Genomic DNA, 20,848 nt, shown 5'->3' with positions numbered 1-20,848 from the left:
GAACGGGTGAAGCGGTGGGCACACGTGTCCAAGGTCGTCTGCCCCGGTAACCTCACACCTATGGCCTCACGTCCCGCAGCCAAGAAGACGCCCGCGAAGAAGACGGCGGCGCCGACCAAGGCTCCGGCGAAGAAGGCCGCTGCCAAAAAAGCCCCCGCCAAGAAACCGGCCCCCAAGAAGGCCCCCGCCAAGAAGGCCGCGGCGAAGAAGCCCGCCCCGAAGGCGGCACCCAATCCCACGGGCGGCCTCTACAAGCTCGTACGCGCCCTGTGGCTCGGCGTCGCGCACAGCGTGGGAGCGATGTTCCGCGGGATAGGGCGTGGCGCGAAGGGGCTCGACCCGGCGCACCGCAAGGACGGGCTCGCGCTGCTGCTGCTCGGCGTCGCCCTGATCTGCGCGGCCGGCACCTGGTCCAACCTGCAGGGACCGGTCGGCGACCTCGTCGACATGCTGGTGACCGGCGCCTTCGGCCGCCTCGACCTGCTGGTGCCGATCCTGCTCGGGATCATCGCCGTACGGCTCATCAGGCACCCCGAGAAGCCGGAGGCCAACGGGCGGATCGTGATCGGTCTGTCCGCGCTCGTCATCGGCGTGCTCGGGCAGGTCCACATCGCGTGCGGCTCACCCGCGCGCGGGGACGGCATGCGCGCCATAAGGGACGCGGGCGGGCTCATCGGCTGGGCCGCCGCGACGCCGCTGAGCTTCACGATGACCCAGGTGCTCGCGGTCCCGCTGCTCGTCCTGCTCACCGTCTTCGGGCTGCTCGTGGTCACCGCGACGCCCGTCAACGCGATCCCGCAGCGCCTGCACCAGCTCGGCGTGAAGCTCGGCGTCGTGCACGAGGAAGCGGCCTACGCCGACGCGCCCTCGGACGAGTACGACGACGAGTGGCGCGAGGCCACGCCCGCGCGCTCCCGCAAGCGCCCCACCGCCCCGGCCCCGGACTCGTACGACCCGGACCGGGCCGAGGATGAGGCGTTCGCCAAGCGGCGCAAGTCGCGGCGGTCCGTGCAGCCCGCCATGGAGCGGCCGATGGACGCGGTCGACGTGGCCGCCGCCGCGGCAGCCGCGCTCGACGGGGCCGTGCTGAACGGCATGCCGCCCTCGCCGCTCGTCGCGGACCTCACGCAGGGCGTCTCCGGTGAGGGCACCGGCGAGAACAGCGGTGAGGGGGCCACAGGCGACCGCTCGGCGGCCGTGCCGACGGCCAGGGCCAAGAAGGCCTCGAAGGCCGCTCAGCAGGATCCTGAGCCCACGCCCACGTCGCTGGGAGTACCGGACCTCACCAAGGCCGCGCCCGAGTCGAGGGGAGACCTGCCGCCGCGCGCCGAGCAGCTCCAGCTCGCCGGTGACATCACGTACGCGCTGCCCTCGCTCGACCTGCTGACGCGCGGTGGCCCGGGGAAGTCGCGCAGCGCCGCCAACGACAGCGTCGTCGAATCACTGTCGACCGTCTTCACCGAGTTCAAGGTCGACGCGTCCGTCACGGGCTTCACGCGCGGCCCCACGGTCACGCGCTACGAGATCGAGCTCGGCCCCGCCGTGAAGGTCGAGAAGATCACGGCTCTGGCGAAGAACATCGCGTACGCCGTCGCGTCCCCGGACGTCCGGATCATCTCGCCCATCCCCGGCAAGTCCGCGGTCGGCATCGAGATCCCGAACACCGACCGCGAGATGGTCAACGTCGGAGACGTGCTGCGCCTCGCGGACGCGGCCGAGGACGAGCACCCCATGCTGGTCGCGCTCGGCAAGGACGTCGAAGGCGGCTACGTGATGGCGAACATCGCGAAGATGCCGCACGTCCTGGTCGCCGGTGCCACGGGTTCCGGTAAGTCCTCGTGCATCAACTGCCTGATCACGTCGATCATGATGCGGGCGACCCCCGAGGACGTACGGATGGTCCTCGTCGACCCCAAGCGCGTGGAACTGACCGCCTACGAAGGCATCCCGCACCTCATCACGCCGATCATCACCAACCCCAAGAAGGCCGCCGAGGCGCTTCAGTGGGTCGTACGGGAGATGGATCTGCGCTACGACGACCTCGCGGCCTTCGGCTACCGGCACATCGACGACTTCAACCAGGCCGTCAGGGACGGCAAGCTCACCACGCCCGAGGGCAGCGAGCGGGAGCTGAAGCCGTATCCGTATCTGCTGGTGATCGTCGACGAGCTCGCCGACCTGATGATGGTCGCCCCCAGGGACGTCGAGGACGCGATCGTCCGGATCACGCAGCTCGCGCGCGCGGCCGGCATCCACCTGGTGCTCGCCACGCAGCGTCCCTCCGTAGACGTCGTCACCGGCCTCATCAAGGCCAACGTTCCCTCGCGTCTCGCCTTCGCGACCTCCTCGCTCGCCGACAGCCGCGTCATCCTCGACCAGCCGGGCGCCGAGAAGCTCATCGGCAAGGGCGACGGCCTGTTCCTCCCCATGGGGGCGAACAAGCCGACCCGTATGCAGGGCGCCTTCGTCACCGAGGACGAGATCCACGCCGTCGTGCAGCACTGCAAGGACCAGATGGCGCCCGTCTTCAGGGACGACGTCACGGTGGGCACCAAGCAGAAGAAGGAGATCGACGAGGACATCGGCGACGACCTGGAGCTGCTGTGCGCCGCGGCCGAACTCGTCGTGTCCACGCAGTTCGGCTCGACCTCCATGTTGCAGCGCAAGCTGCGTGTGGGCTTCGCCAAGGCCGGACGCCTCATGGACCTCATGGAGTCCAGGAACATCGTGGGTCCCAGTGAGGGATCGAAGGCTCGTGACGTTCTTGTGAAAGCCGATGAGCTGGAGGGAGTGCTCGCGGTGATCCGCGGGGAGGCTCAACCTTAAGAAGAACCCCCTCGAACCGACGTCACCCGTAAGGGCACCGGAGCAACCGTTTCCCCGTCGGCTACGTCAAGTTGAGGAGGGAGGCAGCCAGGTACGTCGGCGTCAGGATGGTGGGCCATTCTGATGGCGTACAAAGTCCGACCGCCCGGTTGCCTCACCCATTCACACCCCCCCTACACTGAACCTCCAGCAGGTGGCTACACGCTCGAAAGGCGCCCCCGTGTCCATCGGCAACTCCCCTGAAGACGACCGCCCTTCGGAAGACCGCAACCAGCACGCGGACGACGACCGGCCGTCGATCGGTCGTGTCCTCCAGCAGGCACGCATCGACGCGGGTCTGACCGTCGACGAGGTCAGCCAGTCGACCCGGGTGCGCATCCCGATCGTGCACGCCATCGAGCAGGACGACTTCTCGCGCTGCGGCGGTGACGTCTACGCACGAGGCCACATCCGCACGCTCGCGCGTGCCGTGGGCCTCGACCCCGGACCGCTGCTCGCGCAGTTCGGCGACGAGCACGGCGGAAGCACCGCGCCGACGCCGGCCACGCCGCTGTTCGAGGCCGAGCGGATCCGCTCCGAGCCGCGCAGGCCCAACTGGACGGCCGCCATGGTCGCGGCGATCGTCGCGGTCGTCGCCTTCGTCGGCTACACCGCCTTCAGCGGCGGCGACAGCGACGGCGGCCAGCAGCAGGCCGCCGAAGGCTCCACCCCGGCGACCAGCAAGCCGAACAGTCCGAAGCCGAGCCCCAGCACCAAGAAGCCGACCGATCCGAAGCCGGAGCCGAGCGACAGCGCGATCGCCGCTGCCCCCGCGGACAAGGTCACGGTCAAGGTCAGCGCGGCGGACGGGCGCAGCTGGATCTCCGCCAAGGACCACAACGGCCGGATCATGTTCGACGGGCTGCTGCAGAACGGCCAGACGAAGACCTTCCAGGACAACCAGAAGATCGACCTCGTTCTCGGTGACGCGGGCAACATCAAGCTGTTCGTGAACGGCAAGCAGATCGAGGACGAGTTCAAGGCGGGCCAGGTCGAGCGGCTGTCGTACACGAAGGGTGACCCGGAGGTCGGCTGAGGCCTGCTGAGGCGGGCGATCTTGCGGTAACCCCTCGCGGCTAGGGCTGTCAGTGGGACGAAGTAGTCTTGATTCCATGCCCGAACGCCGTACCGTCGCACTTGTCACCCTTGGCTGCGCCCGTAACGAGGTGGACTCGGAGGAGCTCGCAGGCCGCTTGGAGGCGGACGGCTGGGAGCTCGTCGAGGACGCCGACGCAGCCGATGTCGCCGTCGTGAACACCTGTGGCTTCGTGGAGGCCGCGAAGAAGGACTCCGTCGACGCCCTCCTGGAAGCCAATGACCTCAAGGGCCATGGCAGAACGCAGGCGGTGGTCGCCGTCGGATGCATGGCCGAGCGCTACGGCAAGGACCTTGCCGAGGCGCTGCCCGAGGCCGACGGCGTACTCGGTTTCGACGACTACGAGGACATCTCCGGCCGCCTCCAGACGATCCTGTCCGGGGGCAACGTGGAGGCGCACGCCCCGCGCGACCGCCGCAAGCTGCTGCCGATCAGCCCGGCCGAGCGCCAGGAGGCCGGCGCCGGGATCGCGCTGCCGGGGCACGCTCCGGCGGACCTTCCCGAGGGCCTCGCGCCCGCTTCCGGCCCGCGCGCGCCGCTGCGCCGCCGGCTCGACGGCAACCCCGTGGCGTCCGTGAAGCTGGCCTCCGGGTGCGACCGGCGCTGCTCGTTCTGCGCCATCCCGTCGTTCCGCGGCTCCTTCATCTCGCGCCGCCCCAGCGACGTACTGAACGAGACGCGCTGGCTCGCTGAGCAGGGCGTCAAGGAGATCATGCTGGTCTCCGAGAACAACACGTCCTACGGCAAGGACCTCGGCGACATCCGGCTCTTGGAGTCGCTGCTGCCCGAGCTGGCCGGGGTCGACGGGATCGAGCGCGTCCGCGTCAGCTACCTGCAGCCCGCCGAGATGCGGCCCGGCCTGATCGACGTACTGACGGGCACCGAGAAGGTCGCCCCGTACTTCGACCTCTCCTTCCAGCACTCCGCGCCCGGCGTGCTGCGCGCGATGCGGCGCTTCGGTGACACCGACCGCTTCCTGGAGCTGCTCGACACCATTCGGACCAAGGCGCCGCAGGCCGGTGTCCGGTCGAACTTCATCGTGGGCTTCCCCGGTGAGTCCGAGGCCGACTACGCGGAGCTGGAGCGCTTCCTGAACGGCGCGCGGCTCGACGCCATCGGTGTGTTCGGCTACTCCGACGAGGAGGGCACGGAAGCGGCGACGTACGAGGACAAGCTCGACGAGGACGTCGTCGCGCAGCGCCTCGCGCGGCTGTCCCGGCTCGCCGAGCAGCTGGTGTCGCAGCGGGCCGAGGAGCGCGTGGGCGAGACCGTGCGGGTGCTCGTCGAGTCCGTCGACGAGGAGGACGGCGTCGTCGGCCGCGGCGCGCACCAGGCGCCCGAGACCGACGGGCAGGTGCGCCTCACGAGCGGCGCCGGTCTGACGATCGGCCGTATGGTCGAGGCAAAGGTGGTCGGCACCGAAGGCGTCGACCTCGTGGCCGAGCCGCTGGAGATCGCTGAGGAGGCGGACAGATGACCGGAGTCCCGGCGTCCGCCACGGGCGGGACCGGCAGGCCCTCGCCCGGGGGCAAGCTGGGGTCTGCGGCCGTCAATCAGGCGAGCCTGTGGAACATCGCGAACATCCTGACCATGATCCGGCTCCTTCTGGTGCCGGGCTTCGTGGTGCTCATGCTGGCCGGCGGCGGGTACGACCCGGCGTGGCGGGCCTGGGCGTGGGCGGCGTTCGCGGTTGCCATGATCACGGATGTTTTCGACGGGCATTTGGCGCGTTCGTACAACCTGGTCACCGATTTCGGAAAGATCGCCGACCCCATCGCCGACAAAGCGATCATGGGTGCCGCGCTGATCTGTCTGTCCTCGCTCGGTGATCTTCCGTGGTGGGTGACCGGAGTCATTCTCGGGCGCGAGCTCGGGATCACGCTGCTGAGATTCATCGTCATTCGGTACGGCGTCATTCCGGCCAGCCGCGGCGGCAAGATGAAAACGCTCGCGCAGGGCACCGCCGTAGGCATGTACATCCTGGCGTTGACCGGGCCGCTCGCGACGCTGCGCTGGTGGGTGATGGCCGTGGCCGTCGCGCTCACCGTGCTGACCGGGCTCGACTATGTGCGGCAGGCCGTCGTGCTGCGCCGCGCGGGGATCGCCGAGTCGAAGGCGGCGGCGCAGGCGTCGGCGGGGGCTGCCGAGAAGTGACGTACGAGGCTGTCGAGGCGCTGCGGCTGCTGACCGAGCGGGGCGAGACCCTCGCCGTCGCGGAGTCGCTCACCGGGGGCCTGGTGGCCGCGGAGCTCGTGGCGGTGCCGGGGGCCTCGAAGGCCTTCCGCGGCTCCGTCACGGCGTACGCGACCGAGCTCAAGCACACGCTGCTCGGCGTCGACGCGGATCTGCTCGCCGCGCACGGGCCCGTGCACCCCGAGGTCGCGCTGGCCATGGCGGCCGGGGTGCGGGACGCGCTGGGCGCGGACTGGGGCGTCGCGACGACCGGCGTCGCGGGGCCCGAGCCGCAGGACGGACAGCCGGTCGGGACGGTCTATGTGGCCGCTGTCGGACCGGGAACTGATCGTTCCGACGGTGTGGGCAATTTCGCTGGTAGCCACAAAGTGGCCGGGCTGCGGTTGAACGGCGTTCGGACGGAAATCCGTATGGAGAGTGTACGGAGCGTGCTCGGACTGCTCGTCGAAGAGCTGGTCGGAGGGCATTCCGGTGAACGTACTGGGAAAGCGCGGGCACAGGATACGGAACAGAACGGGGGGTTTTGATGTTTGCAGCCCTGAGTGAACACGACATCGCTCCCCGCACGGCCGCGGCACGAGGCGGTACGGTGGGGCGAGAAGGATGCGGCTACGCGGTCCGAGGAGGGAGCCACCGATGATTCTGCTCCGTCGCCTGCTGGGTGACGTGCTGCGTCGGCAGCGCCAGCGCCAGGGCCGTACTCTGCGCGAAGTCTCCTCGTCCGCCCGAGTCTCGCTCGGCTATCTCTCCGAGGTGGAGCGGGGGCAGAAGGAGGCTTCCTCCGAGCTGCTCTCCGCGATCTGCGACGCGCTTGACGTACGGATGTCCGAGCTGATGCGCGAGGTGAGCGACGAGCTCGCCCTCGCGGAGCTGGCAGAGTCGGCAGCAGCCGTCCCGTCGGAGCCGGTGCCCACACCGGTACGTCCGATGCTCAATTCCGTCTCCGTGGCCGGTGTCCCACCGGAACGCGTGACGATCAAGGCGCCTGCGGAGGCCGTGGACGTCGTAGCGGCGTAGCGCCTGCGCTCAGTGCGCTGAGCCCAGCTTGAACCTGTGAAAGCCCCGACCGGGAGACCGGTCGGGGCTTTCTGCTGTGCCGGTGGGCGGAAGTTGGACCCGATGTGTCCGGAATAGTTCGCGTGTGCCATTGTTGGTGGTGGTTTCGAGATGGAGGTGGCGTATGTACGTCGTCAAGAGCCCGCTGCCCGATGCAGATCTGAAGACTGTGGCCGAGGCCCTACAGGGTGCCCTGGTGGACCTGGTGGACCTGTCCCTGGTGGCGAAGCAGGTGCACTGGAACGTGGTCGGTCCGCGGTTCCGGTCGGTGCATCTGCAGCTGGACGAGGTCGTGGACACCGCGCGGCAGCACTCCGACACGGTGGCCGAGCGGGCGTCGACGCTGGGTGTCCCGCCGGACGGCCGTGCGAAGACGGTGGCGGACACCAGTGGCGTGGGTGTGGCCCCCGACGGCTGGGTGAAGGACACGGACGCGGTGGGGACGCTCGTGGACGCGCTCGGCGCGGTCATCGCGCGGATGCGGGCGCGAGTGGACGCGACCGGTGAGGCGGACCCCGTGAGCCAGGACATCTTCATCGGGATCACGGCCGACCTGGAGAAGCATCACTGGATGTTCCAGGCGGAGAACCGGGGCTGAGCCGAGCGCGCTTGGCCGGGCGCCCCGCTTCGGTGGGGCGCCCGCCGGTTCTGGCGGGCGAGGTGCGGGGCAGATAGTCCCGAAGGTCGTCGGGCGGAGGTGAGCGGTCGGTGGCGTGGGCTGGGTGGCGGGTCCTGCGGTGGGCGCCGGCGGTCGTGTGCGGGGCGCTGTGGTGGTGGGGCGCCCTGCGGCTCGTCCTCGTGCCGGGCGCCGGGGTGTTCGAAGGGGCGCTGGTCGCCGGGGGCTGGGGGTTGAGCCTGCTGCCGGTGCACGCGCTGCCGAAGTCGCGGGCGGCAGGCGTCGCGGGGGTGCCCGGCCATCATGGCGCGCGGCGGGTGCGGGCGCGGGCGGTGCGCGCCGGGCGCGAGGGTGCGGTGGGGGTGTGGCGCGAGGTCACCAGGGCATGGCGACGCCTCCGTTCGGGCGGAGGATCTGGCCCGTCGTGAACGACGCGGCGTCCGAGGCGAGATGCAGCACCGCGTGCGCGATGTCCTCGGCCTCGCCGACCCGGCCGAGCGGTGACATCCGTACCATCAGGGCCTCGGTGTGGGCCTGGGCGCTCTCGTCGTGGCGGGTCGTCATCGGCGTACGGATCCAGCCCGGCGCCACCGCGTTGACGCGGATGCCGTGCGAGCCGACCTCTGTGGCGAGCGTCTTGGTGAGCTGGACGACGGCGGCCTTCGCCGCGCCGTAGCAGAGCAGGCCGGGGCCGCCGGTGTCGACGGCGCCGGAGGCCATCGTGACGATGCTGCCGCGGGTGCCGGCCGCGATCATGGTGCGGGCCGCCTCCTGGCACGCGTACAGCACGCCCTTGAAGTTGATCGCGAGGACGCGGTCCAGGTCCTCGTCGCGGGTCTCCAGGACCGGGCTGTTGTGCATGATGCCGGCGATCGCGGCCATGATGTCGAGGCCGCCGGAGGTGGCGGTCGCGGTCGCGACGGCCTCGGCGACCTGAGTGCGGTCGGAGACGTCGACGGTGTGGGTGTGGGCCGTGCCGCCGTTCTCCTTGATGAGGGCCGCCGTTTCGTGCAGGCCCTGTGGGTCGAGGTCGGCGCAGTGGACGGTGGCTCCCGCCTGTGCGAGGAGCGCCGCCGACGCGCGGCCGATGCCGCTCGCCGCGCCGGTGACGAATGCGGTGCGTCCGGTGAGGTCGTACGCGCTGAGAGGCATGCAGGGACGGTACGAGGTTTTCTGACGGGGCGTCAATTATTGTGCGGGGGTGAGGGGGAGGGGTGGGGGTGCGTTACGGCGTCGGGGAGGGGCCCCGTTGGCAGTGCGGGCACCAGTAGGTGGGGCGTTCGCGGGAGCCGTCGCCCTGGTCGGCCGTGCGGATGGGGGTGCGGCAGCGCAGGCAGGGGCGGCGGGTGCGGCCGTAGACGTAGAGGCGTTCGTCGGGGCGGGGGCGGCCGGTGGTGACGCGGGCCGGGCGGTCGCGGTTGGCCTCCAGCAGTTTCTTCGCGAGGAGGGGGAGGCGGTCGGCGGTCTCGGTGGGCAGTTCGCCGACGGGCAGCCAGGGGGTGGCGCGCAGGAGGAAGCAGAGCTCGGACTTGTAGATGTTGCCGATGCCCGCGAGGTTGCGCTGGTCGAGGAGTGCTTCGCCGAGGGGGCGGGTGGGGTCGACGAGGAGGTTCCGCAGGGCCGTTTCGGGGTTCCAGTCCGGGCCGAGGAGGTCGGGGCCCAGGTGGCCGACGGCCTTGGACTCGTCGGTGGTGCGCAGGAGTTCGAGGACCGGGAGTCGGTAGCCGACCGCCGTGTGTTTCTCGTTCGCGAGGATCGCGCGGATCTGGTGGGTCGGGCCGCCGCGCCAGCGCTCGCCGGGGGCGTAGACCTTCCAGGAGCCGTCCATCCGTAGGTGCGAGTGGAGGGTGAGGCCGCCCTCGATGCGGGTCAGGAGGTGTTTTCCGCGGGGGGTGACGTCCAGGACGGTGCGGCCGGTGAGGTCGGCGGTGGCGTGGCGGGGGACGCGGAGGTCGGAGCGGGTGAGGGGGTGGCCTGCGAGGGCGTTGTGCAGGCGTTTTGCCGTCTGCGCGACCGTGTCTCCTTCGGGCATGGGGTCAGGGTAGGCCGGGTGGTGGCTGGGAGCGTCTGCCTACGTCGCGGGGCTCTGCCCCGGGCCCCGCTGGCTCTCGTACGAAAGGCGGGGCTTGATAGGTCATGCGCGGAGGCGGAGGCCGCGGGGGGTTGCGTGGAAGCCGGAGGCTTCGAGGAGGGGGGCGTAGGGGGAGGTGAGGGCGGGTTCGGTGTTGATGCGTTCGACCGTGATGGTGCCGAGGGCGCCGGAGCGGGCGGCCTCGGCGAGTGCCTGGGTGGCCGGGGGCATGCGGGGGTCCTGGGCCAGTTGGGCGGGGCTCGGTGCGGTGGTGTCGGTCGGCTCGGGTGTGGGCCAGGCCAGGAGGGTCTTGCCGCCGCGCTCCATGTAGAGCGTCAGTTCACCGTCGACCAGGACGACGAGGGAGCCCGCTTTGCGTCCCGGTTTGTGGCCCGGCTTCTGGCCCGTGCCGGTGGGGGGATCGGGCCAGGGCAGCGCCGCCCCGTAGGCGTTGGCCGGGTCGGCTGCCGCCAGGACGAGGGCGCGGGGGGCGGTTCCCTTGTTTCTGGCCGTGGGGGTGTCGGTCGGGGCGTACGGGTCCTGGGGCGCGGCGCCGCGTTCCTGGGCGTTCGCCGCTGCGCGCAGGCGGTCCACGGCGCCGTCCATCGCGAACTGGGCCGCGCCGAGGCCCTCCACCACGTAGCCACGTCGTGCCTGACCGCTCTCCTCGAAGGCGGACAGGATTCGGTACGTCGCCGAGAAGCCGCCCTCGACGCCTTCGGCGGCGACCGCCCCACGGGTGACCACTCCGTGGCGGTCGAGGAGGGTGCGGGCCAGGGCGTGGGCGCGCACCGTGGCGTCGGGTTCCTGGGTGGGGAGCAGGGACCAGCGTCCGGCGACCGTGGGCGGGCCCGTACGGGATGTGGTGGGGCGGGCGCCTGCCGTGAGGCCTCCGTAGCGGCCGCGTGGCACGGCCCTGCGGGCTCGATGCGCGGTGGAGCCCGCGGTGCGGCCCGAGCCGAGGAGGGAGCGCATCGGGGCCAGCGTGTCGTTCGTGAGCCGGCCCGACCAGGCCAGCTCCCAGAGCGCGTCGGCCAGTTGGGGGTCGGTGGCCTCGGGGTGCGTGGCGGCCCGGACCTGGTCGGCGATCTGGCGGAAGAACAGTCCGTAGCCGCCGGAGAGGGCGTCCAGGATGGCCTGGTGGAGTGGGGTGAGCTCCAAGGGGTGTGCGGGCGGCAGGAGGAGCGGGGCCGTGTCGGCGAGGTAGAGGCTGACCCAGCCGTCCTTGCCGGGCAGCGAACCCGCTCCGGCCCACAACACCTCACCGGATGCCGTGAGTTCGTCGAGGAGCGCCGGCGCGTAGCCGGAGACGCGGGAGGGCAGGACGAGCTTCTCCAGGGCGGAGGCCGGTACCGAGGCGCCCTGGAGTTGCTCGACCGCCCGGACCAGGCCGTCGATGCCGCGCAGGCCGTGGCCGCCCACGTGCTGCCACTGGGGCAGGAACTGGGCGAGCGCCGCGGGCGGTACTGGTTCCAGCTCGTGGCGCAGCGCGGCGAGCGAGCGGCGGCGCAGGCGGCGCAGGACCGTGGCGTCGCACCACTCCTGGCCGATGCCCGCCGGGTGGAACTCGCCCTGGACGACACGGCCGCCCGCCGCCAGGCGGTGCAGCGCGCCGTCCGTGACCGCCGCGCCGAGGCCGAAGCGGGCCGCCGCCTGGGTGGAGGTGAACGGTCCGTGCGTGCGGGCGTAGCGGGCCAGGAGGTCGCCGAGCGGGTCCTTGACCGGCTCCGTGAAGGCTTCGGGGACGCCGACCGGAAGCGCTGTGCCGAGGGCGTCGCGCAGCCGGCCCGCGTCCTCGATCGCCGCCCAGTGGTCGGTGCCCGCGATCCGTACGCGGATGGCGCGCCGGGAGGCCGCGAGGTCTTCGGCCCAGCCGGGCTCGGCGCCCCGCTCGGTCAACTCGGCGTCCGTGAGCGGCCCGAGGAGGCGCAGCCGGTCCGCGACGCCTTCGGCGTCCTTGACACGACGGTCCTCCGTGCGCCACTGCAGCTCCTGCTCCAGGTCGGCGAGGACATCCGCGTCGAGCAGCTCGCGCAGTTCGGCCTGGCCGAGGAGTTCGGCGAGCAGCCGGGAGTCCAGGGAGAGCGCGGCCGCGCGGCGCTCGGCCAGCGGGGAATCGCCCTCGTACAGGAACTGCGCCACGTAGCCGAACAGCAGCGAGCGGGCGAAGGGGGAGGCCTCCGGGGTGGTGACCTCGACGAGGCGGACCTTGCGGGACTCGATGTCGCCCATCAGCTCGGCGAGGCCCGGCACGTCGAAGACGTCCTGGAGGCACTCCCGCACCGCCTCCAGGACGATGGGGAAGGAGCCGAACTCGCTCGCCACCTCCAGCAGTTGGGACGCGCGCTGGCGCTGCTGCCACAGCGGGGTGCGCTTGCCGGGGTTGCGGCGCGGCAGCAGCAGCGCGCGGGCGGCGCACTCGCGGAAGCGTGAGGCGAACAGGGCGGAGCCGCCCACCTGGTCGGTGACGATCTGGTCCACGTCGCCCTTGTCGAAGGCGACGTCGGACGCTCCGATGGGCGCCTGCTCGTCGTCGTACTCCATGCCCGGCTTGGTGGGTTCCTGGTCGAGGAGGTCCAGGCCCATCAGGTCGGCGTCGGGCAGGCGCAGCACGATGCCGTCGTCGGCGTGCATCACCTGGGCGTCCATGCCGTACTTCTCGTTGAGCCGGGCCCCCAGCGCGAGCGCCCATGGGGCGTGCACCTGGGCCCCGAACGGGGAGTGGACGACGACCCGCCAGTCGCCCAGCTCGTCCCGGAACCGCTCGACCACGATCGTGCGGTCGTCCGGGATGTGGCCGCAGGCCTCACGCTGCTCGGCGAGGTACGACAGGACGTTGTTCGCGGCCCACTCGTCGAGTCCCGCCGCCGTCAGGCGCACGCGCGCGTCGTCGGGCTTCTGGGAGCCGACCTCGCGCAGGAACGCGCCCAGCGCCCGGCCCAGTTCGAGCGGGCGGCCCAGCTGGTCGCCCTTCCAGAAGGGGAGGCGTCCCGGCACTCCGGGGGCGGGCGAGACGAGGACGCGGTCGCGGGTGATGTCCTCGATGCGCCAGGAGCTGGTGCCGAGCGTGAACACGTCCCCGACACGGGACTCGTAGACCATCTCCTCGTCGAGCTCGCCGACCCGGCCGCCGCCCTTCTTGGGGTCGGCGCCCGCGAGGAAGACCCCGAAGAGGCCGCGGTCGGGGATCGTGCCTCCGGAGGTGACGGCGAGGCGCTGTGCTCCGGGGCGGCCCTGGACCGTGCCTGCGACGCGGTCCCACACGACGCGTGGGCGCAGTTCGGCGAAGGCGTCCGAGGGGTAGCGGCCCGCCAACATGTCGAGCACGCCCGTGAACGCCGACTCGGGCAGCGAGGCGAAGGGGGCGGCGCGGCGGACCAGGGCCAGCAGGTCGTCGACCTGCCAGGTGTCGAGGGCGGTCATCGCGACGAGCTGCTGGGCGAGCACGTCCAAAGGGTTCGCCGGGAGGCGCAGGGACTCGATGGCGCCGGAGCGCATGCGCTCGGTCACGACGGCCGACTGCACCAGGTCGCCGCGGTACTTCGGGAACACCACTCCCGTGGACACCGCGCCCACTTGGTGGCCCGCGCGGCCCACGCGCTGCAGCCCGGACGCGACGGACGGGGGCGACTCGACCTGGACGACGAGGTCGACCGCGCCCATGTCGATGCCCAGCTCCAGGCTCGACGTCGCGACGACGGCGGGGAGCCGGCCCGCCTTCAGGTCCTCCTCGACCAGCGCGCGCTGCTCCTTGGACACCGAGCCGTGGTGGGCGCGCGCGATCACCGGGGGAGCGCCCTTCGCGGCGCCCGCCTCAGCCATCAGCTCCGCGGGGGAGTGGTCCTCGGGCAGTGGCTCGCCGGTGGCGCGTTCGTACGCGATCTCGTTCAGGCGGTTGCACAATCGCTCGGCCAGGCGGCGCGAGTTGGCGAACACGATCGTCGAGCGATGGGCCTCGATCAGGTCCGTGATCCGCTCCTCCACGGAGGGCCAGATCGAGGGGCGGTCGGCTCCCTCGCCATTGGCGTCGGCGACCGGTGATCCGCCCAGCTCGCCCAGGTCCTCGACCGGGACGACCACCGACAGGTCGAACTCCTTGCCGGACGGCGGCTGGACGACCTCCACCTTGCGCTGCGGCGACAGGTAGCGCGCCACCTCGTCGACCGGCCGGACCGTCGCGGACAGGCCGATGCGGCGGGCCGGGCGGGGCAGCAGCTCGTCCAGGCGCTCCAGGGAGAGCGCCAGGTGGGCGCCGCGCTTGGTGCCGGCCACGGCGTGCACTTCGTCGAGGATCACGGTCTCGATGCCGGTGAGCGCGTCGCGCGTGGCCGACGTCAGCATCAGGAACAGCGACTCGGGTGTCGTGATCAGGATGTCCGGCGGGCGCGTGGCCAGCGCGCGGCGCTCGGCGGGCGGGGTGTCGCCGGAGCGGATGCCGACCTTCACCTCGGGCTCCGGAAGGCCGAGCCGCACCGCCTCCTGGCGGATGCCGGTCAGCGGGCTGCGCAGATTGCGCTCCACGTCCACCGCGAGGGCCTTCAGCGGGGACACGTACAGGACGCGGCAGCGCTTCTTCGGGTCGGCCGGCGGCGGCGTCGACGCGAGCTGGTCCAGCGCGGCGAGGAACGCGGCGAGCGTCTTGCCCGAGCCGGTCGGCGCGACGACCAGCACGTCCGAACCCTCGCCGATCGCCTGCCACGCCCCCGCCTGCGCGGACGTGGGCGCGGAGAATGCCCCCTCGAACCAACCGCGGGTCGCGGGGGAGAAGCCGCTGAGGGCCTGCGAGGCGCTTGGGCCCCCTTGCCTGGACCTGACCATGCCCCCCATCCTGCACCCCACCACTGACAATGGCGGTGACCTGCACAAACGGGTGGTTCGTCGAGGGTGGCCTGACGCAGAATGGGGCCATGGCACGGTCGGCGGGGAAGAGCGAATGGGCGCGGCACTGGCGGTACGAGCAGTTGCCGGGGCTCGACCTGCTTCGGGCCCGCTACGTCCGGCACACCTTCCCCCGCCACAGCCACGACGGCTTCGTGTTCGGCGCGGTCACGCGGGGTGTCGAGGCGGTCGGCCTGCCCGACGGGACCCTGCACGCGGGCCCCGGAAGCGTCGTGATGCTCAATCCGGAAGTGGCGCACACGGCGCGCGCCGCCGGACCCGACGGCTGGGCGTACGCCACGCTCTACCCGTCCGCCGAGGTCGTCGCCGAGATCGCCGCGGAGACCGGCACGGTGCGCGGCACCGCGGTGTTCGGCGAACCGATCGTCAGCGATCCACAGGCCTCGCGGATGATCAACGACGTGCACCGGGCCGCCGAGCAGGGCAACGCGCTGGCCGCCGACAGCCTCCTGCGGGTCGTGCTCGCCCGGCTGCTGCGCGCCCATGGGACCTCCCTCGCGGCGCGGCCCTCGCGGTCCGCGGGGGCCACGGCAGCCGCACGCGCGCGTGAGTTCCTCGAGGAGCGCTTGGCGGACCCGCCCTCCCTGGAGGCCCTCGCGGCCGAGTTCGGCACCAGCCCCTTCGCGCTGCTGCGCGCCTTTCGTGACGCGTACGGGATGCCGCCGCACACCTGGCTCACCAACGCGCGGGTGCGGGTGGCCCGGCGGCTCCTGGAGGCGGGGACGGCGCCCGCCGAAGCCGCGGTGGCCGTCGGCTTCACCGACCAGCCGCACCTGAACCGGCACTTCACCCGGATCGTCGGGGTACCTCCGGGCGCCTACCAGCGCGAGCGCAAGAACGTACAAGAACAGGACGCGCCCCTCCTCGTACCGTGCGAGGCGTGGCAGACAAGACAGCATCCCCAGACATACGTAGAGCCGAGGCCGGCCCTCCCGGCCCCGGGCACACGGACGAGACAGGCAAGCCCGACGCGGCGGTCGTCCGTGACGCGCTCGGCGTCGGAGTCGCGGTAGGCCTTTCCGGATTCGCCTTCGGAGTGACCTCGGCGGGCAGCGGCCTCAGCGTGCTGCAGTCCTGCGCGCTCAGCCTTCTTGTCTTCACGGGGGCTTCGCAGTTCGCGCTCGTCGGGGCACTCGCGGCCGGCGGGAATCCGCTCACCGCCGCCGCGGGAGCGTTCTTCCTGGGCGTGCGCAACGCGTTCTACGGGCTGCGGCTCTCCCAGCTGCTGGCCCTCCCGCGCGCGGTGCGGCCGTTCGCCGCGCACTGGGTCATCGACGAGACGTCGGCCGTCGCGCTCGCGCAGCCGACGCGGCGCGGCGTGCGGCTCGGGTTCACCGTCACCGGACTGACCCTGTACGTGCTGTGGAACCTCACCACGCTGCTCGGCGCCCTGGGCGCCGAGGCCATCGGTGACACCGACGCCTGGGGGCTCGACGCGGCCGGGCCCGCGGTGTTCCTGGCGCTGCTCGCGCCCATGGTGAAGACCACCACCGAGCGTGCCGTCGCCGGAACCGCCGTCGTGCTGATGCTCGGACTGCTGCCCGTACTGCCGGCCGGGGTGCCCGTGCTCGTGGCCGCCCTCGCGGCTCCGGCGGCGCTCTACGTAGAGGGGCGCCGCCGTGCCGCGGGGTCCAACGCACCACAAGGAGAAGACCGTTGAACGTCTGGATCGCCATCGCGGTCACCGCGGTCGGCTGCTACGCCGTGAAACTGATCGGCCTGCTGGTGCCCGCGGGCGCCCTGGAACGGCCCATGGTGAAGCGGCTCTCGGCGCTGCTCCCGGTGGCCCTGCTGGCCGCGCTCACGGCCCAGCAGACCTTCGCGGACGAGCGGGTGCTGGTCCTCGACGCCAGGGCGGCCGGGCTCGCCGCGGCCGCCCTCGCGCTCGTGCTGCGGGCACCGTTCCTCGTTGTGGTCGCGGCGGCCGTAGTGGTCACCGCGGGGGTGCGAGCCCTTACGGGGTGACGTGTTGCGCGGGGGCGGCGGCCGGTGTCTCCGGTACGCCGAGCCGCTCCGCCGTGCGCTCAGGGCGGCAGAACACGGCCGCGAGGATGCCGCCCGTCACCAGGAGCCCCGAGGTCAGCAGCCAGCCGTGCTCGTAGCCCGCGGGCACGGTGGCCGCGCTGTCCACCATGCCGCCGAGTACGAGTGGCGACAGGATGCCCCCGAGGGCGTACACGCACGTCAACACGCCCAGGACGACGCCCCGTTGAGAGGGCGGCGCGATGCGGGCACAGGCTGTCGAAGCGAACGTGAGCATCACCATGGCGAGCGCCATCGGCCCCAGCATCATGGGCACCTTCACGGCCAGCGAGTCGGACAGGCCGTACGCGGCGCTCGCACAGCCCGCGAGCACGACAAGGAGGCCCGCCCCCATGCCTACGGGGAGGCGCGGTGGGGTGCCCCGCAGGGCCGAGCGGCGCGTGACGAAACCGTGCACCAGAAGGACGGCGCCGTTGGCGAGGGCTCCGAGGCCGACCATGGTGCTCGCCTGGTGCAGGTCCCAGCCGACGACGCTCTCCAAGTAGTCCGGCGCCCAGGTGAGCAGCGTGCTCATTGACCAGTAGGCGGCGAACGAGGCGTACGCCGCGGTCAGGAACGTGGGCGACAGCAGGATGCGGCGCAGCGGCACCGTGAGCATGTCCTGCTGGGACTGCGGCATGCCCTTGCCGACGGCGGGTGCCAACGGCCCCTCCGCGCCCCACAGGCGCCACACCAGCGCCCATACGAGGCCCACCAGGCCCACCGCGCCGAACGACCAGCGCCAGCCCCAGTGCGTGATCACCCAGCTCAGGGCCGGCGCGGCCACCGCGACCCCGGCCGCGGCGCCGACGAGCAGCAGCGCCGTCGGCAACGCCCGCTCGCGCTGCGGGAACCAGCCGTGCACGTGATGCATCGCGACCGGGGCCGCAGGGCCCTCGGCGGCGCCCAGCAGGACGCGGGTGGCCACCAGCGTGCCGAACCCGGCCGCGCCCCACAGCATCGGCAGCTGCGCCGCCGACCACAGCAGGGCGAGCCCCAGGAGCAACGGCGTCGTACGCACCCGCTTCGTGAGGGCCGAGACCCCCAGGGCGGCGACCGAGAACAGCGCGAAGAACGCCGACTGCGCGGTGCCGAACTCCTGGCGGGTGATGCCGAAGTCCGCCCGGATCTCGGGACCCGCGAGCCCCAGCACCGCCTTGTCCGCGAAGTTCACCACCATGAAGGCGAGCAGCAGCCATGTGGTGCGCCAGGCCCCGCGCATCAGCAGCACCCGTCCGCGTCGTCGACCACGCCCACGCTGATCGCGCCCTGGGCCCGCTTGCGGCCCTCGGGTGAGCGCGTCAACTCCGTGGCCACGTCCGTGCCTTCGGCCACCGCGGCGGACTCGGCCGCCGCCCAGGAGAAGACGCCGCGCGCCATGGTCGACGTCTCCTTGCGGGCGCGGTGCGCGAACACCTCCGCACGCGCGCGTGCCACTTCGGGATCTATGGGCGCCGCCAGGGCCGCAGTCTCCGCGAGGTGCGAGGCGAGCCGTGTCTCGCCCGCGGCGAGCAACTCCCGCGCCCGCTTCGCCAGGGCCGCGGCGCCGCCCGCCGCGCGCGCGTACTCGGCCGCGACGTCCGCCTCCGGGGCCGGCTTCAGGTGGGCCGGATTCTGGTCGTACCAGCCGCCCCACAGGCGCCACAGGTTGCGGACGACGAACTCCGGCTCGTCGTAGGCGGGGTGGAGGTACGGGAGGGACAGCAGTTCCTCGGGGACCTTCACCTCGTGGATCACCGTGTCGAGCCGGTGGCCCGCGTTCATCAGGTCCCTGGTCTGCTCGCACAGCGACTCCAGGAAGCGCGCCGTGTCGTCCAGGGCGCGGTTCACGCGTTCGACGCCCATGATGGGCACGCCGTGGCCGGGCAGCAGCAGCTCCGCGCCCAGCTCCTGCATGGAGCGCAGGGCCCGCGCCCAGTCCTCGGGATAGCGCTGCACCTTCTGCGGGTTGCCCGCGTTCGGCGTGTTCCAGATGAACAGGTCGCCCGTGCACAGGGTCTTGAGCTCCGGCACCCACACATAGGTGTGGTCGTCGGTCTCCCCGCGCGCGTGGACGAGTTCGAAGGTGAGCTCGCCGCGGCGGAACGTCGTCCGGTCCCGGTAGGTGGTGTCCGGGTAGCGGTACGTGGTGGGCCACTCCAGGGAGGGCACGCCGAACTGCCGCCGGTTGATCCACGAGTTGTAGCCGGACGTCTGGATGTAGCGGTCGAAGCGGGCGGACACCGCCTCGTGGGCGACCACTTCGGGGCGTGCGGTCCCGTTCTGCTCCGCCTCCTTGTCGAAGGGAAACACCCCGAAGACGTGATCCACGTGCCCGTGCGTGAACACCACGGAGCGCACCGGACCTGCCCCGAACCCCTTCACCGCCGCGTGCAGTTGCTCCGCCGTACGGAAGTCGCCCGAGTCCACGAGCACCGCGCCGTCGCCGGTGTCGAAGACGCTCACGTTGGAGAAGGCGGGGAAGAAGCCCACCTGCGGGCTCAGCCGGACCAGCTCGTCCCCCGTGTAGGCGCCCGTCAGGTGCGGCAGCAGTGTCTGTGTCCCCTGCCAGACGCCGTCCGCGTAGGCGGCGTAGTCCAACGGCTCTCGTGATGCCGTGGCGGATGGTGTGTTGTGCTCGGTCATGGGCGCGGCTCCAGCTGGTGGCGGCGGTCCTTCGGCTCTCTCCGAGTCAAGGCGCCCCGCGCGTCGTGGACCAGCGTTTTACGTCACACCTTGGTCGTCGTGCCGATGTGACGCGTCACAATGGGCGCTCTGCAGCCGATTTCGCGGGAGGATCCGTGCCGTTGTCACCGGAGGCGCGCTCCCTTGCCGCGCGCTGCGAACCGCGCGTGAACGAACTGGCGCGTCGCATGGCCAGGGAGGCCTTCGAGGAACTGCCCGGCTACGGGGATCTGCCGGACGACGTGAAGGACCTGGAGATCGCGGCGACCGCGCGCTACGGCGTACGGCTGTTCCTCCGGCACGTCGGTGACCCCGACGCGGAGCGGCCCGGAAGCCACCGGCTGTTCCGCGAGAGGGCCGCTCAGCGCGCCGAGGAGGGCATGCCGCTGCACCTCCTGCTGCGTACTCACGCCCTCGGCGCGTACGTCCTGTGGCGGGCGCTGTGCGAGGCGGCACAGCCGGGCGACGAGGCCGCCCTCGTCGAACTCGTCGATGTCCTGCTGCGGACCCACCCCGCCATCGTCGGAGCGGTCGCCGAGACGTACCTGGACGAGCGCTCCGCCCTGGAGGCCGAGCAGCACGCGCAGCAGCGGTCGTTGGTGCGTGGGCTGCTGGACGGGATGGTCCCGCCCGGACACGTGCTCCTCGACCAGCTCCAGCTCGCGGGCCCCGCGTACGTGCTGGCGCTCGGGATGGACGTGGCGCCTTCGGAGGGGCCCGTCGCGGTGCGCCGCCGGCTGCGGCGTCTGCAGAGCGTTCTGGACCACACCTTCGGTGTGGCAGCGCTCGCCCTTCTGGACGGCGCCGGCGGGCGGGTCATCGTCCCGAAGGACTGCCCGCCACCCGCCGACCTGCCGCGACACCTGAGCCGGGCGAGCGGCCTGCACGTACGGGTGGCCACGGTGCGGGCGGAGGGCCCGGAGCACATACCCGACGCGGCCCGCACCGCGACGGAGGTCCTGCGCATCGCGCGCGTCTGCGGCCTGCCGCCGGGCCTGCACCGCCTCGACGACGTCCTGCTCGAGTACCACCTCTCCCGGCGCAACGAGAGCAGCCACCTCATCGCCGCCCTCCTCGACCCGGTCGCCGAGCGGCCCGAGCTCCTGGAGACGCTCCGCACGCACCTGGCCCACCAACAGGACCGCAGGGCCACCGCCGAAACGCTCGGCCTGCACCCCAACACGGTCGACAACCGGCTCGCGAAGATCGCCGAGTCGACCGGCATCGAACTGTCCTCACCGCGTGGAACGGCCCTGGCCATCGCGGCGCTGCTGCTGCGCGACGCGGACCAGTGAGTGGCGGACCGGTGGGCGGACGCTGCGCGGACGCTGCGCGGACGCCGCGCGGACGTCGCGCGGACGTCGCG

Annotated in this window: 17 protein-coding genes; 12 read left to right on the top strand and 5 right to left on the bottom strand. The window is 72.0% G+C overall.

Features of this window, described 5'->3' with window-relative positions; translation table 11 throughout:
• Positions 1–60 precede the first annotated feature (60 nt).
• From RBJ65_RS11285 to RBJ65_RS11250, 8 genes are all read left to right on the top strand, one after another.
• A complete protein-coding gene (locus RBJ65_RS11285; RefSeq protein ID WP_306318027.1) occupies positions 61–2,826 on the top strand; it encodes a DNA translocase FtsK in 2,766 nt (921 codons plus the stop codon).
• A 220-nt stretch (positions 2,827–3,046) separates the two neighbouring features.
• Positions 3,047–3,901, top strand: coding sequence for a helix-turn-helix domain-containing protein (locus RBJ65_RS11280; protein ID WP_306318028.1), 855 nt, complete (start codon positions 3,047–3,049; stop codon positions 3,899–3,901).
• 76 nt (positions 3,902–3,977) lie between these two features.
• Positions 3,978–5,438 (top strand): 30S ribosomal protein S12 methylthiotransferase RimO, encoded by a 1,461-nt coding sequence (gene rimO / locus RBJ65_RS11275; RefSeq protein WP_306318029.1) that lies wholly within the window; start codon positions 3,978–3,980, stop codon positions 5,436–5,438.
• On the top strand, positions 5,435–6,115 hold the full coding sequence (pgsA, locus tag RBJ65_RS11270; protein WP_306318030.1) for a CDP-diacylglycerol--glycerol-3-phosphate 3-phosphatidyltransferase: 681 nt from the start codon (positions 5,435–5,437) through the stop codon (positions 6,113–6,115). Before rimO ends, pgsA begins: the two co-directional genes overlap by 4 nt.
• Entirely contained in the window at positions 6,112–6,681 is a 570-nt protein-coding gene (locus tag RBJ65_RS11265; RefSeq protein WP_306318031.1) for a CinA family protein, read from the top strand. Before pgsA ends, RBJ65_RS11265 begins: the two co-directional genes overlap by 4 nt.
• Before the next feature lie 109 nt (positions 6,682–6,790).
• Positions 6,791–7,171, top strand: a complete 381-nt coding sequence (locus tag RBJ65_RS11260) for a helix-turn-helix domain-containing protein (protein ID WP_306318032.1) — start codon at positions 6,791–6,793, stop codon at positions 7,169–7,171.
• 163 nt (positions 7,172–7,334) lie between these two features.
• Entirely contained in the window at positions 7,335–7,808 is a 474-nt protein-coding gene (locus tag RBJ65_RS11255; protein ID WP_306318033.1) for a Dps family protein, read from the top strand.
• A 110-nt stretch (positions 7,809–7,918) separates the two neighbouring features.
• The gene (locus RBJ65_RS11250) at positions 7,919–8,254 is read left to right on the top strand and encodes a hypothetical protein (protein ID WP_306318034.1); all 336 of its coding nucleotides are present in this window, start codon (positions 7,919–7,921) and stop codon (positions 8,252–8,254) included.
• On the opposite strand, the gene RBJ65_RS11245 is transcribed toward RBJ65_RS11250, so the two are convergent.
• The 3 genes from RBJ65_RS11245 to RBJ65_RS11235 all read right to left on the bottom strand — a co-directional run bounded on the left by RBJ65_RS11245 (position 8,202) and on the right by RBJ65_RS11235 (position 14,715).
• Complete coding sequence (locus RBJ65_RS11245; protein WP_306318035.1) at positions 8,202–8,978, bottom strand: SDR family NAD(P)-dependent oxidoreductase; 777 nt, start codon at positions 8,976–8,978, stop codon at positions 8,202–8,204. The two genes, RBJ65_RS11250 and RBJ65_RS11245, sit on opposite strands and share 53 nt — an antisense overlap.
• Before the next feature lie 73 nt (positions 8,979–9,051).
• Positions 9,052–9,858 (bottom strand): DNA-formamidopyrimidine glycosylase family protein, encoded by an 807-nt coding sequence (locus RBJ65_RS11240; protein ID WP_306318036.1) that lies wholly within the window; start codon positions 9,856–9,858, stop codon positions 9,052–9,054.
• Positions 9,859–9,960: 102 nt separating this feature from the next.
• Positions 9,961–14,715 carry an ATP-dependent helicase gene (locus tag RBJ65_RS11235; RefSeq protein ID WP_306318037.1) on the bottom strand — a complete coding sequence of 1,585 codons (4,755 nt, stop codon included), beginning with the start codon at positions 14,713–14,715 and terminating at the stop codon, positions 9,961–9,963.
• An 89-nt stretch (positions 14,716–14,804) separates the two neighbouring features.
• On the opposite strand from RBJ65_RS11235, the gene RBJ65_RS11230 reads away from it, so the two are divergent.
• Genes RBJ65_RS11230 through RBJ65_RS11220 form a run of 3 tightly spaced genes read left to right on the top strand, consistent with a single transcriptional unit; the run spans position 14,805 to position 16,761 of the window.
• Positions 14,805–15,809 (top strand): AraC family transcriptional regulator, encoded by a 1,005-nt coding sequence (locus tag RBJ65_RS11230; protein WP_306318038.1) that lies wholly within the window; start codon positions 14,805–14,807, stop codon positions 15,807–15,809.
• Positions 15,704–16,456 carry an AzlC family ABC transporter permease gene (locus tag RBJ65_RS11225; RefSeq protein WP_306318318.1) on the top strand — a complete coding sequence of 251 codons (753 nt, stop codon included), beginning with the start codon at positions 15,704–15,706 and terminating at the stop codon, positions 16,454–16,456. Before RBJ65_RS11230 ends, RBJ65_RS11225 begins: the two co-directional genes overlap by 106 nt.
• Positions 16,453–16,761: an AzlD domain-containing protein gene (locus RBJ65_RS11220; RefSeq protein ID WP_306318039.1), complete on the top strand. Its 309-nt coding sequence runs from the start codon at positions 16,453–16,455 to the stop codon at positions 16,759–16,761. The genes RBJ65_RS11225 and RBJ65_RS11220 overlap by 4 nt, the downstream gene beginning before the upstream one ends.
• Here RBJ65_RS11220 and RBJ65_RS11215 read toward each other — a convergent pair.
• A complete protein-coding gene (locus tag RBJ65_RS11215) occupies positions 16,751–18,040 on the bottom strand; it encodes an MFS transporter (protein WP_306318040.1) in 1,290 nt (429 codons plus the stop codon). The two genes, RBJ65_RS11220 and RBJ65_RS11215, sit on opposite strands and share 11 nt — an antisense overlap.
• Positions 18,040–19,443 carry an alkyl sulfatase dimerization domain-containing protein gene (locus tag RBJ65_RS11210; protein WP_306318041.1) on the bottom strand — a complete coding sequence of 468 codons (1,404 nt, stop codon included), beginning with the start codon at positions 19,441–19,443 and terminating at the stop codon, positions 18,040–18,042. The genes RBJ65_RS11215 and RBJ65_RS11210 overlap by 1 nt, the downstream gene beginning before the upstream one ends.
• A gap of 155 nt (positions 19,444–19,598) precedes the next feature.
• Between RBJ65_RS11210 and RBJ65_RS11205 the strand changes: the two genes are divergently transcribed.
• Positions 19,599–20,777 (top strand): CdaR family transcriptional regulator, encoded by a 1,179-nt coding sequence (locus tag RBJ65_RS11205; protein WP_306318042.1) that lies wholly within the window; start codon positions 19,599–19,601, stop codon positions 20,775–20,777.
• Positions 20,778–20,848 lie beyond the last annotated feature (71 nt).

This window comes from Streptomyces sp. KL109B, from assembly GCF_030766935.1.
Lineage (GTDB): Bacteria > Actinomycetota > Actinomycetes > Streptomycetales > Streptomycetaceae > Streptomyces.
Note: the sequence above shows the minus strand (reverse complement) of the source record. Positions and strands in the feature narration are given on the sequence as shown.

Bases quoted from the DNA above. Each gene is read 5' to 3' on its own strand.
- RBJ65_RS11285 (WP_306318027.1), top strand. From the start codon at position 61: ATGGCCTCACGTCCCGCAGCCAAGAAGACGCCCGCGAAGAAGACGGCG.
- RBJ65_RS11235 (WP_306318037.1), bottom strand. From the start codon at position 14,715: ATGGTCAGGTCCAGGCAAGGGGGCCCAAGCGCCTCGCAGGCCCTCAGC.
- rimO (WP_306318029.1), top strand. From the start codon at position 3,978: ATGCCCGAACGCCGTACCGTCGCACTTGTCACCCTTGGCTGCGCCCGT.
- RBJ65_RS11210 (WP_306318041.1), bottom strand. From the start codon at position 19,443: ATGACCGAGCACAACACACCATCCGCCACGGCATCACGAGAGCCGTTG.
- RBJ65_RS11240 (WP_306318036.1), bottom strand. From the start codon at position 9,858: ATGCCCGAAGGAGACACGGTCGCGCAGACGGCAAAACGCCTGCACAAC.
- RBJ65_RS11255 (WP_306318033.1), top strand. From the start codon at position 7,335: ATGTACGTCGTCAAGAGCCCGCTGCCCGATGCAGATCTGAAGACTGTG.
- pgsA (WP_306318030.1), top strand. From the start codon at position 5,435: ATGACCGGAGTCCCGGCGTCCGCCACGGGCGGGACCGGCAGGCCCTCG.
- RBJ65_RS11260 (WP_306318032.1), top strand. From the start codon at position 6,791: ATGATTCTGCTCCGTCGCCTGCTGGGTGACGTGCTGCGTCGGCAGCGC.
- RBJ65_RS11215 (WP_306318040.1), bottom strand. From the start codon at position 18,040: ATGCGCGGGGCCTGGCGCACCACATGGCTGCTGCTCGCCTTCATGGTG.
- RBJ65_RS11230 (WP_306318038.1), top strand. From the start codon at position 14,805: ATGGCACGGTCGGCGGGGAAGAGCGAATGGGCGCGGCACTGGCGGTAC.
- RBJ65_RS11245 (WP_306318035.1), bottom strand. From the start codon at position 8,978: ATGCCTCTCAGCGCGTACGACCTCACCGGACGCACCGCATTCGTCACC.